The organism is Methylophaga sp. UBA4204, from assembly GCF_002379485.1.
Classification (GTDB): Bacteria; Pseudomonadota; Gammaproteobacteria; order Nitrosococcales; family Methylophagaceae; genus Methylophaga.
In genome coordinates, this window is the sequence record NZ_DFTU01000109.1 from 1 (window position 1) to 15,734 (window position 15,734).

Below are 15,734 nucleotides of genomic sequence, written 5' to 3' on the forward strand. Positions count from 1 at the left end.
AATTGCGGATGTTTGTAAGCACTTTGGGTTACCCCGTGACTTCGACTTTGATGGGGCTTGGTTCAATTCCCTGGGATGATCAACAGTTTTTGGGCATGTTGGGGATGCATGGCACCTATGAAGCCAATATGGCAATGCACGATTGTGATGTGCTGATTGCGATTGGTGCACGATTCGATGATCGGGTAACCGGAAAAATTGCTGAATTCTGTCCGCATGCCAAGATCGTTCATATTGATATCGATCCGTCATCCATTTCCAAGACAATTTCAGTAGATGTGCCGATTGTTGGTAATGTTGCCGATGTTCTGAATGACATGAATCAATTGCTTTCAGCCAGCAAGACCAAACCTGATCAAACAGCGTTGACTGACTGGTGGAATATCATTAACGGCTGGCGTGCTAAAAAATGTATGTCCTATGATCGCAATAGCGATCAGATAAAACCGCAGGCAGTTGTTGAGATGGTTCATGAAATCACTAACGGTGATGCCTATGTAACCTCAGATGTTGGTCAGCATCAGATGTGGGCGGCACAATACTATGGTTTCAGCAAACCCAACCGCTGGATTAATTCAGGTGGTTTGGGAACAATGGGCTTTGGTTTGCCTGCAGCGATGGGTGTTCAATTGGCATTTCCTGAGGAAACGGTCATCTGTATTACAGGTGAAGGTAGCATCCAGATGTGTATTCAGGAGTTATCTACCTGTCTGCAATACGGTTTGCCGGTGAAAATTGTAGCGTTGAATAATCGTTATCTTGGCATGGTGCGTCAGTGGCAGGAGTTTTTCTATCAGAATCGTTATTCACATTCCTATATGGAATCCTTGCCTGATTTTGTCAAACTGGCAGAAAGTTATGGTCACGTGGGTATTCGTATTGAACGGGTTGAAGATTTGCGTCCCAAACTGGAAGAAGCCTTTGCGATGAAAGATCGCCTGGTGTTTCTGGATATCGTGACTGATCAAACTGAAAACGTGTATCCGATGATCGCTCAGGGTAAAGCGCATAATGAAATGCATATGTCGCCCTATTGCGATCTACCACAAGATCCAGAGCGGGAGCTGTCATAATGCGTCATATCATCTCGATTCTGATTGAAAATGAAGCAGGGGCCTTATCGCGTGTTGCGGGGTTATTTTCTGCACGTGGCTATAACATTGAATCGTTAACTGTTGCGCCCACTGAAGATGCGTCGCTGTCAAGGATGACGATTGTCACAACCGGTACTGATCGAATTATTGAGCAGATAACCAAACAGCTCAATAAACTTGTAGATGTTGTGAAGTTGATGGAGTTGTCTGAAGGTCCGCACATTGAGCGGGAAATGATGTTGATTAAGGTCAAGGCTGCGACCATGGATCAACGTGATGACGTCAAACGTCTGTCTGATATTTTCCGTGGACATATTATTGATGTGACTGCCTCGACCTATACGATTGAACTCACGGGGGCTGGCAGTAAGCTCGACTCGTTCATTGAAGCTCTATCTGAACATAAAATACTTGAAACCGTACGCAGTGGCGTCTCGGGCATTGCCCGTGGCGAAAAATGTCTGCAATTGAATTGATTTAAAAACGAAGGAATTGATAATGAGTTTGAATATCTATTACGACAAAGATTGTGACCTGTCGCTGATCCGTGGCATGAAAGTCACAATTATCGGCTATGGTTCACAAGGCCATGCTCACGCCTGTAACCTGAAAGATTCCGGTGTTGATGTAACTGTAGCTCTGCGTGCGGGTTCGTCTTCTATTGCTAAAGCGGAAGGTGCGGGTCTGAAAGTTGCCGATACCGCATCAGCTGTAAAACAAGCTGACTTGGTAATGGTGCTCACACCGGATGAGTTCCAATCTTCTTTGTATAAAGATGAAATTGAACCAAACCTTAAACAAGGTGCTGTTTTGGCTTTCGCTCATGGTTTTGCGATTGTTTATAACCAGATTCTGCCACGTGAAGATCTGGACGTCATCATGGTTGCTCCAAAAGCACCAGGTCATACCGTTCGCAGTGAATTTACCCGTGGTGGTGGGATTCCTGATTTGATCGCTATTGAACAGGATGCCTCAGGTAAAGCCAAAGCAATCGCTTTATCTTATGCCTCAGCTATTGGTGGCGGTCGTACCGGTATCATTGAAACTTCTTTCCGTGATGAAACTGAAACGGATCTGTTTGGTGAGCAAGCGGTATTATGTGGTGGTGCAGTAGAATTAGTTAAAGCCGGTTTTGAAACATTGGTGGAAGCAGGATATGAGCCTGAAATGGCTTACTTCGAATGTTTGCATGAACTGAAACTGATTGTTGACTTGATGTATGAAGGCGGTATCGCCAACATGAATTACTCAATTTCTAACAATGCAGAATATGGTGAATACGTTACTGGCCCGAAAGTCATTAACGAAGAAAGCCGTTGGGCGATGCGTGAAGCGTTGAAAAACATTCAGGAAGGCAAATACGCCAAACAGTTTATTCAGGAAGGTCAGTCTGGCTATCCTGAAATGACGGCTATGCGTAGGCTGAATGCAGAGCACCCGATTGAAAAAACCGGTGCCAAATTGCGTGAAATGATGCCTTGGATTCAAAAAATCGTCGATAAAACCAAAAACTAATTAGTTTTTTGAGTTGTCCTCAAACAAGGGCAGGTTGCTTGGCAATCTGCCCTTGTTTTGTTTATGAAGGTACGGATGTCATAATGAAACTACTTCTTCTCTGAATACAGGACATTTATGGATAATCATGAAGAACAACAAAAACGCGGCATTTACCTTTTACCGAATCTATTTACCACAGCCTGCCTGTTCGCTGGTTTCTACGCCATTGTCGCTGCTATAAGAGGCGACTTTACCACTGCAGCAGTCGCAATCTTTGTTGCGATGATTATGGATGGGTTGGATGGACGCATTGCTCGTTTAACCAATACCCAGAGCGCTTTTGGAGCAGAGTATGACAGCCTTGCCGATATGGTTGCCTTTGGTCTGGCGCCTGCTTTGGTCATGTTTGAATGGGCTTTGAATGGTTTGGGTAAGTTTGGTTGGATGGTGGCATTTATTTACGCTGCCTGCGGTGCGTTACGTCTCGCACGCTTTAATACTCAGGTAGGAATTGCTGATAAACGCTATTTTCAAGGATTGCCAAGTCCTGCTGCCGCAGCCTGTATCGCTGGCTGGGTCTGGGTAGGACATAACAATCAACTGGATCCTTCATTGTTATCATTTGTAGGTGTGCCACTGACGTTTGCCACCGCAATCCTTATGGTCAGTACTGTGCGTTACCACAGTTTTAAAGAACTGGATTTGCGTGGAAAAGTACCCTTTATGGTGATGCTGGGCTTGGTGTTGGTTTTTGCACTAATTGCAACAGATCCGCCAATTGTTCTTTTCACCGCATTTTTACTTTATGCGATTTCCGGACCTGTTTTTACACTGATTCAATTACGTAAGCATCGTAACGAACGCGCACAATCAAAATAAACCAACGGATAGTAGTGAGACCAACCATTTCTCACATCAGTGCGAGAAATAGATGTTTATGAGGAAAAATAATCTTGCAATTCTTTCTGCAACCCTCATTTAACCTCATTATAATGACAATAAAAAATGTGCTCAGCGATGAGCAGAATGTTCGGAGCGAGCGAAATGAAAGACCAGTTAATAATATTTGATACCACGTTACGTGATGGGGAGCAGAGTCCTGGCGCATCGATGACCAAAGATGAAAAGGTGAGGATTGCCAAATCTCTGGAACGTATGCGGGTTGATATTATTGAGGCTGGGTTTCCAATTGCCAGTATAGGTGATTTTGAGGCCGTGCAAGCTGTTGCTAAAGCGGTTAAAGACAGTCGTATTTGTGGCCTGGCTCGTGCCCTGGACAAAGATATTGATCGGGCCGGTGAGGCGCTTAAATCAGCCAATGCGTCTCGTATTCATACCTTTATTGCCACCTCACCCATCCATATGCAGATGAAATTGCGGATGCAGCCGGATGAAGTGATTGAGAATGCTGTAAAGGCGGTGAAACGGGCACGACTTTATACTGATGATGTTGAGTTTTCACCGGAAGATGCCGGGCGCAGTGATCTGGACTTTCTCTGTAGGGTGCTGGAAGCTGTTATTGATGCCGGCGCTAAAACCTTGAATATTCCGGATACTGTTGGTTACAACCTGCCGCATCAATTTGGCGAATTAATCAAAAATCTGCGGGAAAGAATTCCAAATTCGGATAAAGCCATTTTCTCGGTGCATTGTCACAACGATTTGGGTCTGGCGGTGGCTAATTCGCTCTCAGCCGTTATGAATGGTGCCCGACAAGTTGAATGTACCATTAATGGGTTGGGTGAAAGAGCCGGCAATGCTTCTTTAGAAGAAGTGGTGATGGCCGTGCGAACACGTCAGGATATGTTTGATTGTGATACCCGCCTGGATACCACACAAATATTGGCAGCTTCACGTCTGGTTTCAGGTGTCACCGGTTTTGTAGTGCAGCCGAACAAAGCGATAGTCGGTGCCAATGCCTTTGCCCATGAGTCCGGTATTCATCAGGATGGTGTACTGAAAAATCGCGAAACGTATGAAATCATGCGAGCTGAAGATGTGGGCTGGAATACCAATCGTATGGTTCTTGGCAAGCATTCCGGACGCAACGCCTTCCGTTCACGATTAAAAGAGTTGGGAATAGAACTGGAGTCCGAAGAAGATTTAAATACAGCATTTATGCGGTTTAAGGAATTGGCAGATAAAAAACATGAAGTTTTTGATGAAGATATTCAAGCACTTGTCAGTGATACCTTGACGGAGGATAACGAGCGGATTCGCTTGATTTCAATGCGAGTATGCAGTGAAACTGGAGAGATTCCGGTAGCCAATGTCACCCTTGCGGTTGACGATAGCGAAGTTAAAACCGAGATGAAAGGCAGTGGACCGGTTGATGCCGCTTTTAAAGCGATTGAATCAATGGTACAGAGCCATACGGAATTGCAGTTGTATTCTGTAAGCAACATTACCAGTGGCACCGATTCTCAGGGAGAGGTCAGCGTCCGGCTGGAAAAAGGTGGTCGTATTGTCAGTGGTCAGGGTACTGACACTGATATTGTTATCGCTTCAGCCAAAGCTTACATCAATGCCCTCAATAAAATGTTATTGCCCTCTGATCGGGCGCATCCGCAAGTCTGATGAGTTTATCTGCTGAACAATATTTTGCACTTGAACAGATGGGTATTCCTGTCTGGGTGCAAAGACAAGATGACGCTGTTCAACCTGATTTAACCACTTCGGAAAGTGAAATTGTTAATCATATTGATTATACAAATTCTTGGTTAGTTATTTCTGAAAATGCACTTACACCAGTGGAAAACCGACTGTTACGAGCCATTTTTGTTAGTATTGGTATTAGTCTGGACGATGTGACAGTGATGGATAAGCAGTATGTAAACGTTCTAAAGATGTTTTCGGCTGATAAAACCGTAGCATTGGTATTAGGTTCAGAATTGGCAGCGAAACTGAACGTAAAGCCCCATGAAGCATTATCCTGCCAGCAACTCGAAAATAATCTGCAAACGTTGGTCGGGCCAAGTCTGCGAACAATGCTGGAGCAACCACTGCTTAAGTTCGAGATGTGGCAAACTATCCAGAGACTTCGGAACTTAAGAGCATACCCGAGTGACTGAGTTAGCAATTAGTCATATGCAACTGGCAGATATAGAAAAAGTCTGGCAGATTGAAAAACAGTCAAATCGTTTTCCCTGGTCCAAAGGTAATTTTGAAGACTGTCTGAAAAGCGGTTATCGAACATTTCTCTACGCAATAGATAATGAGATAATTGGCTACAGCGTTGTACAATCTGTACTGGACGAAGTTCATTTACTGAATATTTGCGTCAAACCCGGTCATCAGGGTAAAGGCTTTGGTAGACAAATTCTGAATCATGTTATTGAGATTGCACTGGAGCAATCTGCTGCAATTATTGTATTAGAAGTTCGAGCCAGTAACTTCAGGGCTCAACAGCTTTATTTATCAACCGGTTTTAATGAAATGTCAGTACGTCGAGGTTATTATCCTGCTGAACAGGGCAGGGAAGATGGCGTTTTGATGGGACTGGAACTTGGCATGTTCGCGCAGCTTGGTCAAAACTTGCTATAAGACATGCCCTCACTTAGACTAACGTGTTTACGTTGGTTATTTTCAATCAAGGAGATTTTTTATGGCTTTTGAATTGCCACCACTTCCTTATGCAAAAGATGCTTTGGAACCACACATCTCTGCAGAGACTCTTGAATACCATTACGGTAAACATCACCAAACATATGTAAATAACCTGAACAATCTGGTTCCTGGAACCGAATTTGAAGGTCAACCGCTGGAAACCATTATCACTAAATCCAGTGGTGGTGTTTTCAATAATGCTGCACAGGTTTGGAATCACACTTTCTACTGGAACTGCCTGACACCGAATGGCAAAGATGCTGTTTCTGGTGATCTGGCTGCTGCAATTGATGCCAAGTTTGGTTCATTTGCAGAATTTAAAGATCAATTTACCAAGTCAGCGACCACAAACTTCGGTTCAGGTTGGACATGGCTGGTAAAAAATGCTGATGGCAGCATTGAGATTGTGAATACCAGCAATGCTGGTTGCCCGCTTACAGCAGGCCAAACACCATTACTAACCTGTGATGTTTGGGAACATGCTTACTACATTGATTACCGAAATGCCCGTCCTAAATATCTGGAATCATTCTGGACACTGGTAAATTGGGATTTTGTTGCGGCTAATTTCGCGGCATAAACGTTAAGATTAGTCAGTAGTCTTATGACTGCTGACTGATTCGTTATATAATTTATGGTTTTTGGAATATGGCAGTTTTCTTTTGAAACTGCCATTTTTCGTTTCAATCCAGCAGAAATATCTGCTGATATGTCGCCTTGAAAAACAGGCAGGGAGATAAATGCCATGACCGAATCTGTCATGCCTACTTATGGACGTTTGGATATTACTTTTGCTAAAGGGGAAGGTGCTTGGCTGACTGATACCCGTGGCGAACGATATCTTGATGCATTAAGTGGTATTGCGGTTTGCAATCTTGGGCATTGCCACCCTGCGGTGACGCGAGCGATTTCTGAGCAGGCGTCAACATTAATACATACCTCGAATATGTACCACATCGAAAAACAGCAGCTATTGGCAGATAAGCTGACACAAGTGTCTGGTATGGAACAGGTTTTTTTCTGTAATTCCGGTGCTGAGGCAAATGAAGCAGCCATTAAAATTGCCCGTAAATATGGTCACAGCAAAGGCATTGATAAACCGGTGATTATTGTTATGGATGGAAGCTTCCATGGTCGGACAATGGCGACCTTAACGGCAACCGGTAATGCCAAGGTTCAGGCTGGTTTTGAGCCATTGCTTCCTGGCTTTGTGCGGGTTCCATTCAATGACATTGATGCGGTACGCATGGCGGTCAGCCACTGGCCTGAAGCGGTAGCGGTCTTAGTTGAACCGGTTCAGGGTGAGGGCGGTATCAAGGTTCCCGACAGTGAATATTTGTCTGCTATTCGGGATCTCTGTACGCAGCGCAAATTATTGATGATGCTCGATGAAGTACAGACAGGTGTGGGTCGGACTGGAAAATGGTTTGCCTTTCAACATAAAGCGGATTTATTGCCGGATGTCATGACGTTGGCAAAAGGTATGGGCAATGGTATGCCTGTAGGCGCCTGTCTGGTTGCTGGTTTGGCTAAAGGCGTATTACAGGCCGGTAATCATGGTTCAACATTTGGTGGTAACCCGTTAGCCTGTAGTGCTGCTCTAGCCGTTTTGGAGACGATTGAAAAAGAACAGTTATTGGGTCATGTCAGCAGACTGGGTGAGCAGATGTTTCAGCAATTTAAACAACAGCTGGGCAAGACTGAAGGCGTGAAAGAAGTACGTCATCTGGGCTTTATGTTTGGTATTGAGCTCACCACGCCATGTGCAGAACTGGTTAAATTGGCTTTGCAGGAAAATATTTTGATCAACGTAACATCTGAAAAAGTTATTCGTTTATTGCCGCCAATGATTATTAATGCTGAGGAAGCGGTGTTGATCGTCAATAAGGTAAGTCAATTGATCAAAACCTTTCTGGCGTCACGGCCTGTAGAGAGCGTAGCCTGATATGAGACATTTTCTTACGCTTAAGGATTTATCGCCAGCCGAACTGGGGCAGTTGATTGCACGTGCCACAGAACTGAAAAAGATGCACAAGGCGGGCGAAATCTACCAGCCATTGAAAAATAAAGTCCTGGCAATGATTTTTGAAAAATCTTCAACTCGTACCCGCGTATCGTTTGAATCAGCGATGGTGCAGTTTGGTGGTGGTTCAATCTTTTTATCACCCGATGATACCCAACTGGGCAGAGGCGAGCCGATTGAGGACTCCGCGAGAGTCATTTCCAGCATGGTTGATGCCGTCATGATCCGAACCTTTGAGCATAGCAAGATTGAAACCTTCGCTAAATATTCATCGGTACCGGTGATCAACGCCTTGACTGATGATTTTCATCCCTGTCAATTGCTGGCTGATATGCAAACCTATCAGGAACATCGTGGTGATATTCGTGGAAAAACGGTTGCGTGGATTGGTGATGGCAATAATATGTGTCATTCCTATATTAATGCTGCTCAACAGTTTGGTTTTAATTTAAATATTGCCACCCCTGAAGGCTATGAGCCCAAAGCAGAGGTTATCAATGCAGTAGATGCACAGGTTCGCCTGTTTAATGACCCTGTACAGGCTGCTGAGCATGCTGATTTAGTGGTAACCGATGTATGGGCCAGCATGGGGCAGGAAGAGGAACAGCGAAAACGAGAAGCCGCCTTTGCTTCGTTTCAGGTGGATAAAAAGGTCATGCAACATGCCGCTACAAATGCATTATTTATGCATTGTCTGCCAGCACATCGTGGTGAAGAAGTCACAGCAGATGTCATTGATGGCCAGCAAAGTGTCGTTTGGGATGAAGCTGAAAATCGACTTCATGCGCAAAAAGCCTTACTGGAGTTTCTCTGCGCCTGAAGGCCGTTAAATGTCGAGTTGCTTGGCCAGTACAGTTAAGCGCTCGACCGTTCCAATATCAGACCACTGACCCTGATAATGTTGCCCAGTCGCTTTTTTCTGCTTCATAACCTCAACAAAAAATGGCTTTAAGGCACGTTTGGCAACCGGATGCTCTGCAAACATTTCCGGACGGTAAATTCCAATACCACTGAATGTCAGTTTTGGTTCACCTTCAAGTGATAGCAAACCTTCTGAATCAAGATAAAAATCTCCGGCAGGGTTGTGCGCAGGATTATTCACCATAACCAGGTGACATAGTTGCTCTGTAGATAACTCAATCTTGGCGAAATCAGCAAACGGAAAATCTGTCCAGATATCGCCATTTACCACCAGAAAAGGTTCATTGCCTAGCACTGGTAATGCCTGAATTATTCCACCAGCGGTTTCCAGCCCGCCAGCGACTTCAGCTGAATATTCAAAATGGGCATGATAGCGTTCACCACTGCCCAATATTGGCTCAAATTGCTCACCAAGATGAGCATGATTAATCACAATATCATTAAGCCCTGCATCGACCAGTTTCTCAATCAGATATTCAATCAAGCGTTTTGGACCAGCATGCAGCAAAGGTTTAGGAGTGTGATCGGTAAGCGGTCTGAGCCGTTCACCGCGACCTGCTGCGAGAATCATTACTTTCATATTATGGCCGCAATTTTAGGTTGTTCAATAAGATATTGATAGAGATTTTGTAGCTCTGGATAGCGCTCACAAACTTGATAGACATAATTTAAAGTCAATGCTAAATCATTCATATAATTAGGTTTATTGTCGCGATAATTCAGGCGACAGAAGATCCCAAGTATTTTAAGGTGGCGTTGTAAGCCCATTAAATCAAACCAACGAGGAAATTTTTCTGCTTGCTCGGTTGTTAACAATCCATGTTGTTGTGCCTGTTCAATATAATATCCAACCCACTGCTGTTGTTCAGCCGAAGACCATTGGATATACACATCACGCAACAATGAAACTAAGTCATAACTAATGGCGCCAATCACGGCATCCTGAAAATCAATTATTCCCGGTTTTTGTCGCTGCAGGTACATCAGATTTCGTGAATGAAAATCCCGATGCACAATAACCTGAGGTTGTTCTAAAGCGTTTTGCGTTAAAAATTCGAATGTTGCAGCTAACCATTCGGGCGGATGTAATCCCAAATGGCGCTGCAAAAACCAGTCATCAAACAGCAGTATTTCACGTTGTAATAATGCGGCATCATATTGAGGTAATGAATGGTTTTCGCAGGGAATCAGCTGCAGGGTTATCAGACTGTCAATGGCTTTTTTATAAAGCTCATCAGCCGTTTCAATGGATAGCTGTGAAAGGTAAGGGGTATTACCCAGATCGCTCAGTATTAGAAACCCCTGCTGCAGATCCTGCTCGTAAATATGGGGTACATTCAGCCCGTATTGCTCCAGCAATGTCGCCACGTGAATGAATGCATGATTATCTTCATGCTCCGGAGGCGAATCCATAACAATAAAACTGGCATCCATTTGCTGTAATCGAAAATAACGTCGAAAACTGGCATCGCTGGAGGCAGGTGTTAACGAATAGTTTTTATCGGTCACGAAGTCTTGCAACCATTGTTGCAATTGTTGAAAGCGTATATCTTGTTTATGGTTCATCTGGGATGTGCGTTATTAAGTTTAAGAAATTATCCCAACAAGTGAGATAACTGCATTGAATTGGATGGCAGATTGTAGCGTATTCGCACTCAATGGGATAATTTGACCTATAAGCGCGGTCTCAGCATGGCAACAAAAAAACTATAAATATCTGGAGAGGATGTAATGATTAAGCACTATCTGGCTGCTGGTTCACTGGCAATTTTCAGTACTTTTGCAATAGCAGAAGAATCGATTCTGACCCCTTGGGATATGCCCCAGGAAGCCATTAATGAAATGACAAGTAATATCACCGCTTACAACAAGTGCATGATGGAGTCACGGTTAAATGCCAGTAAAACCGGCAACTCAGCTACACAAAATGCTGATGATATTCTGCAATCATGTGAGCCTAAACTCGACGAACTGAAAGAATTGTTGACGGCTAATAATGTGAATCCCGGTCTTACCGAAGGAATGGCAAGAAGTTTACGTTCAAAAGCAGCCCGTCAGTTGATGGGACAGACGATGAACAATTTGGCAGCTCAGGCTGCAGCAATGGAAAACGTTGAAAAAAGTAAAAAGCAATAAACGTGGTTTAATCGCACTGCTGTGCCAACACATCCACACCTTCGTTGGCCAGCAGTTCTATCAAGCGAATCAGCGGTAAACCAATCAAACTATTTGGATCCTGTCCGCGCAACTCCTTAAACAGGCTGATGCCAAATCCTTCCGATTTAAAACTTCCTGCGCATTGATAGGGCTGTTCAGTCGTTAGATAAAACTCAATCTGTTCGGCAGAAAGTGCTCTGAAAACTACTTCAAAATAATCGACTACAGATTGCATATTTCCCGTGGCAGCATTAAACAAAGCCAGTCCGGTCATAAACGTTACGGTATTACCGGAAGCTGCAGAAAGCTGTTCAATCGCTTTGAGATGATTTCCTGGTTTACCCATCACCTGACCATTCAATACGGCGACCTGATCAGAGCCAATGATAAGGCTGTCAGGATACTGTTCAGCAATTTTACGGGCTTTGCTTTCTGCCAGTCGTCTTACCAGGTGGTCTGGCGTTTCATTGGGATTTGGGCTTTCGTCAATATCTGGTGAAGCTGTCAGAAAGCTCAAATGTAATTTAGCAAGCAGTTCAGCACGGAAAGGGGAGCTGGAACCTAAAATTAATGTTTGCATGCGTGGTAGTTAACCTAGGTAATGACAGTTGGAACATTGCGACCAGTAAGCGATTTGATTTTGGCAAGACTATCAGCAAGCTCAATCAAATCCTTCAATCGTGTTTGGGTGTCCTCAAATAATTTATCCGGATTATCCTCGATAGCTTCGATATATACCCTTAGAGTTGCCCCTTGGGTGCCGGTGCCGGAGAGTCTGAAAATAATACGGCAACCATCAGTAAAGCCAATACGGATACCCTGGTTTTCAGCAATGCTTTTGTCGACTGGATCGTGATAACTGAAATTATCCGCATAATCGACGATATAACCATTCAGAGACTGACCCGCTAAGTCAGGCAATTGCTGCTGTAACCCTTCCATCAACTGATTGGCTATCTCGATTGGAATTTCTTCATAATCATGGCGAGTGTAATAATTTCGACCATACTTCTGCCAGTGCTGACGTACAATTTCACTGACAGATTGCTGTCTGATTGCCAGAATATTCAGCCAGAATAATACTGCCCATAAACCATCTTTTTCCCGGATATGATTAGAGCCGGTGCCAAAACTTTCTTCACCGCAAATAGTTGCCATATCAGCATCAAGAAGGTTGCCAAAAAACTTCCAGCCAGTCGGTGTTTCATGCATGGGGATATTTAAAGCATGAGCGACACGATCAGCGGCCTGACTGGTCGGCATGGAACGGGCGATACCTTTAAGTCCTTTTTGATAAGCCGGAATTAATTCTGCATTCGCTGCCAGTATCGCCAGACTGTCGGAAGGAGTGACAAATATACCGTGACCCAGAATCATATTGCGATCGCCATCGCCATCCGAAGCCGCACCAAAATCCGGACCAATATCGGCAAACAATTCTTCCACCAATTCTGCGGCGTAGGTTAGGTTGGGGTCAGGATGTCCGCCGGCAAAATCGGGTTGTGGAACTCCATTAATGACCGTACCAGCTTCTGCACCCAGACGTTTTTCAAGGATTTCTTTTGCATAAGGGCCAGTTATGGCATGCATGGCATCAAAACGCATTTGGAAACGACCATTGCATAGCAGGGCTCTGATGGCCGGGAAATCAAAAATATCAGACATCAATTCAGCATAATCGGCAACCGGATCAATAATATCAATCTGCATATCCTGTAAATATTGTGTACCAATTTCTGTCAACGAAATATCTGCACATTCCAATATCTGGTAAGAAGAAATATGTTGACTGTTTTTGTAGATAGCTTCAGTAATACTCTCGGGAGCCGGTCCACCATTACGGATATTGAACTTGATACCAAAATCACCCTCCTGACCAGCAGGATTGTGGCTGGCTGAGAGTATCACGCCACCAAAGGCATGGTATTTACGAATGACACAGGAAGCTGCTGGCGTTGACAGCAGCCCATGCTGGCCGATAATCAGTCTTTTAAAACCATTGACTGCTGCCATTTTGACAATTGTCTGGATGGCTGTTTGGTTATAAAATCGCCCATCTCCGCCAATAACTAATGTCTGATCTTGAGTGTCACCAACAGAGTCAAACATTGCCTGTACAAAGTTTTCCAGATAATGTTTTTGCTGAAAAACCCGGACTCGTTTACGCAGTCCAGAGGTGCCAGGACGTTGATCATTAAACGGCTGACTATTGATGGTGGTCGACATGATATTTCCTGAAAATGGCGAATAATTTCTGATTGGTTAATACAATGTAATTTTGCTTTCCACTGTGATTGTGTCTCACTATACTGAGAACATGTTACGGTCTCAACACTTCAGTAATGCCGCTTTAATGCGAATAGCAAGTTATGCGTCGGTCATTACTGCATTAGCGCTTATTACTGCCAAGTTAACCGCCTGGTATATTTCTGATTCCATGAGTATTCTGGCAAGTCTTATTGATTCCAGTCTGGATTTGCTGGCGTCACTGGTGAATTTGCTCGCCATTCGGCATGCCCTTCAGCCCGCGGATAAAGAACACCGTTTTGGTCATGGTAAGGCCGAGCCTCTTGCTGCATTAGGTCAGTCCATGTTTATCACTGGTTCTGCGATAATGCTGTTGTTTCAGGCCAGTGGTCGACTGATAACTCCTCAACCCTTAACAACCGGTATTGAATTGGGAATAGCGGTGATGCTGTTTTCCATGCTTGCCACTATCGGTTTATTGTTTGTGCAACGCTTTGTCATCATTAAAACTAATTCGTCTGCCATTCGGGCCGACTCTCTGCATTATCGATCTGATTTATTAATCAATTTCAGTGTCATTATCGCGCTGTTTTTATCCCATTTTGGGTTAATTTGGCTGGATCCGCTCATGGCGATTTTCATCGCAATTTATGTTTTGTTCAGTGCATGGAGAATATTAAGAGATGCTGTTGATCTACTAATGGATCATGAAATTACTGATAAAGAGAGACAACAGATAATCCAAACTGCCTTAACGCATTCTCAAGCAAAAGGTGTACATGATTTACGCACCAGACGCTCGGGTACCACTACCTTTATACAATTACATCTGGAACTGGATCCCGAACTGAGTCTGCAACAGGCCCATGATGTCAGTGTGGCAGTAAGTCAGGATATTCAGGGGTTATTTGATGAGTCAGAAGTTATAATTCATCAGGATCCAATCAACGATCAGTCAATTGAACAAAGCCCGGCTTAATCGCCGTATAATATAAATTTCGGGAGTACCATTCATTTGCTTGAAGAATTTTCTGTAGAGTTGGCCGTCGGGCTAAGCATTGTTGCAGTAATTATTATCTGTTTACTCTATCGGCTTTTTTTTCGTAGAAGTCCTTCACAGCTCCAAATCGAGCAAGTGTTAAAACCCTACAAACAGGATGAACTTAACAATGTCATTCTTCCAGACGGGGTCGGCGGTATACTGGAAATTGAAAAGCTTTTTCTGCTGGAACAAGGTATTTTGATTTTGCGGGACTATCCAATTAGTGGTCATTTATTCGGTGCAGAACAAATTGAACAATGGACGCAAATTGTGGATGGGCGGAGTTATAAATTTACTAACCCCCTGCATCATCTTGAAAATGCGCGGCAGGCCATCCGCTCTTTGATTCCTAAAATGCCGGTATTCTGTCATGTGGTTTTTACTGCAGAGAGTAATTTTCCCAAAGGTAAGCCCGCATCCGTTTCAGTATTGACGAGTTTTGAACAGGATATGCAGAGGTTGTTTAATAGCCCGAAACTGCCAAAAGAGAGCCGAGAACAAATGTGGAACGTGATTAAACAAAATATACGCAACGATGCTCAATCATTGATCAGGGAGTAAACGTGGAGACGGGGACAAAACCATTGGTAGTGGCTATTTCATCACGTGCTTTGTTTGATTTGGATGAAAGCCACCGTATCTACGAAGAGCAGGGCACAGAGGCCTATTGCCGCTTTCAGATAGAAAATGAAGATGTGCCTTTGGAACCAGGTGGGGCATTTAATCTGGTCAAAAAGTTACTTGCCTTAAACGACAATAATCCTAAAACACCGCGGGTTGAAATTATATTACTGTCACGTAACAGTGCAGATACCGGATTACGGGTTTTCAATTCAATTCAATATCATAATTTAGGCATCATTCGCGCCGTGTTTACCTCCGGCAGCAGTCCATATCGGTACGTTGCACCATTTAGCGCCAACCTGTTTTTGTCTACCAGCCCCGAAGATGTTCGTATGGCTCTTGAGGCAGGTATTGCCGCTGCGACTATCCTGCCATCAAATCTGGGACATAACTCTGAGTCAGAACAATTGCGCATCGCCTTTGATGGGGACGCTGTGATTTTTTCGGATGAATCTGAAAGAATATTTAAAGAACGCGGTCTTGAAGCCTTCACCGAAAATGAGCAGCAAACAGCCAGACAGGC

At 44.0% G+C, this 15,734-nt stretch carries 18 protein-coding genes; 14 read left to right on the forward strand and 4 right to left on the reverse strand.

Annotation, left to right across the window (positions count from 1 at the left end; translation table 11 throughout):
- The 10 genes from B3182_RS15885 to argF form a co-directional block, all read left to right on the forward strand.
- Positions 1 to 1,073 (forward strand): thiamine pyrophosphate-dependent enzyme (locus B3182_RS15885; RefSeq protein WP_292753494.1); only part of this gene is annotated, 1,073 nt, incomplete at its 5' end.
- A complete protein-coding gene (ilvN, locus tag B3182_RS15890) occupies positions 1,073 to 1,570 on the forward strand; it encodes an acetolactate synthase small subunit (RefSeq protein WP_292357234.1) in 498 nt (165 codons plus the stop codon). The genes B3182_RS15885 and ilvN, both read left to right, overlap by 1 nt.
- 28 nt (positions 1,571 to 1,598) lie before the next feature.
- Entirely contained in the window at positions 1,599 to 2,609 is a 1,011-nt protein-coding gene (gene ilvC, locus B3182_RS15895; protein ID WP_292357719.1) for a ketol-acid reductoisomerase, read from the forward strand.
- A gap of 117 nt (positions 2,610 to 2,726) precedes the next feature.
- A complete protein-coding gene (pssA, locus tag B3182_RS15900; RefSeq protein ID WP_292357232.1) occupies positions 2,727 to 3,470 on the forward strand; it encodes a CDP-diacylglycerol--serine O-phosphatidyltransferase in 744 nt (247 codons plus the stop codon).
- Positions 3,471 to 3,635: 165 nt separating this feature from the next.
- Entirely contained in the window at positions 3,636 to 5,168 is a 1,533-nt protein-coding gene (locus B3182_RS15905; RefSeq protein WP_292357230.1) for a 2-isopropylmalate synthase, read from the forward strand.
- Positions 5,168 to 5,662, forward strand: a complete 495-nt coding sequence (locus B3182_RS15910; RefSeq protein WP_292357228.1) for a DNA polymerase III subunit psi — start codon at positions 5,168 to 5,170, stop codon at positions 5,660 to 5,662. Before B3182_RS15905 ends, B3182_RS15910 begins: the two co-directional genes overlap by 1 nt.
- The gene (gene rimI / locus B3182_RS15915) at positions 5,655 to 6,134 is read left to right on the forward strand and encodes a ribosomal protein S18-alanine N-acetyltransferase (RefSeq protein WP_292357226.1); all 480 of its coding nucleotides are present in this window, start codon (positions 5,655 to 5,657) and stop codon (positions 6,132 to 6,134) included. Before B3182_RS15910 ends, rimI begins: the two co-directional genes overlap by 8 nt.
- 61 nt (positions 6,135 to 6,195) lie before the next feature.
- The gene (sodB, locus tag B3182_RS15920) at positions 6,196 to 6,777 is read left to right on the forward strand and encodes a superoxide dismutase [Fe] (RefSeq protein ID WP_014707224.1); all 582 of its coding nucleotides are present in this window, start codon (positions 6,196 to 6,198) and stop codon (positions 6,775 to 6,777) included.
- A 165-nt stretch (positions 6,778 to 6,942) separates the two neighbouring features.
- Positions 6,943 to 8,142, forward strand: coding sequence for an aspartate aminotransferase family protein (locus B3182_RS15925; protein ID WP_292357223.1), 1,200 nt, complete (start codon positions 6,943 to 6,945; stop codon positions 8,140 to 8,142).
- Position 8,143: 1 nt separating this feature from the next.
- Entirely contained in the window at positions 8,144 to 9,040 is an 897-nt protein-coding gene (gene argF / locus B3182_RS15930; protein WP_292357222.1) for an ornithine carbamoyltransferase, read from the forward strand.
- Between the two features lie 6 nt (positions 9,041 to 9,046).
- Here the strand turns inward: argF and murU are convergent, their stop codons facing one another.
- Both murU and B3182_RS15940 read right to left on the reverse strand, forming a co-directional pair.
- Complete coding sequence (murU, locus tag B3182_RS15935; RefSeq protein WP_292357220.1) at positions 9,047 to 9,721, reverse strand: N-acetylmuramate alpha-1-phosphate uridylyltransferase MurU; 675 nt, start codon at positions 9,719 to 9,721, stop codon at positions 9,047 to 9,049.
- Positions 9,718 to 10,707 (reverse strand): aminoglycoside phosphotransferase family protein, encoded by a 990-nt coding sequence (locus B3182_RS15940; protein WP_292753497.1) that lies wholly within the window; start codon positions 10,705 to 10,707, stop codon positions 9,718 to 9,720. The genes murU and B3182_RS15940 overlap by 4 nt, the downstream gene beginning before the upstream one ends.
- Before the next feature lie 165 nt (positions 10,708 to 10,872).
- Between B3182_RS15940 and B3182_RS15945 the strand changes: the two genes are divergently transcribed.
- Positions 10,873 to 11,277 carry a hypothetical protein gene (locus B3182_RS15945; protein ID WP_292357216.1) on the forward strand — a complete coding sequence of 135 codons (405 nt, stop codon included), beginning with the start codon at positions 10,873 to 10,875 and terminating at the stop codon, positions 11,275 to 11,277.
- A gap of 7 nt (positions 11,278 to 11,284) precedes the next feature.
- Here B3182_RS15945 and B3182_RS15950 read toward each other — a convergent pair whose 3' ends face one another.
- Positions 11,285 to 11,878: a Maf family protein gene (locus tag B3182_RS15950; RefSeq protein ID WP_292357214.1), complete on the reverse strand. Its 594-nt coding sequence runs from the start codon at positions 11,876 to 11,878 to the stop codon at positions 11,285 to 11,287.
- Positions 11,879 to 11,892: 14 nt separating this feature from the next.
- Positions 11,893 to 13,527, reverse strand: coding sequence for an alpha-D-glucose phosphate-specific phosphoglucomutase (locus B3182_RS15955; protein WP_292357717.1), 1,635 nt, complete (start codon positions 13,525 to 13,527; stop codon positions 11,893 to 11,895).
- Between the two features lie 88 nt (positions 13,528 to 13,615).
- Between B3182_RS15955 and B3182_RS15960 the strand changes: the two genes are divergently transcribed.
- The 3 genes from B3182_RS15960 to B3182_RS15970 form a co-directional block, all read left to right on the forward strand.
- Positions 13,616 to 14,524 (forward strand): cation diffusion facilitator family transporter, encoded by a 909-nt coding sequence (locus B3182_RS15960; RefSeq protein ID WP_292357212.1) that lies wholly within the window; start codon positions 13,616 to 13,618, stop codon positions 14,522 to 14,524.
- Between the two features lie 36 nt (positions 14,525 to 14,560).
- Positions 14,561 to 15,148 carry a nuclease-related domain-containing protein gene (locus tag B3182_RS15965; RefSeq protein ID WP_292357210.1) on the forward strand — a complete coding sequence of 196 codons (588 nt, stop codon included), beginning with the start codon at positions 14,561 to 14,563 and terminating at the stop codon, positions 15,146 to 15,148.
- A 2-nt stretch (positions 15,149 to 15,150) separates the two neighbouring features.
- Positions 15,151 to 15,734 (forward strand): 5'-nucleotidase (locus B3182_RS15970; protein WP_292753500.1); only part of this gene is annotated, 584 nt, incomplete at its 3' end.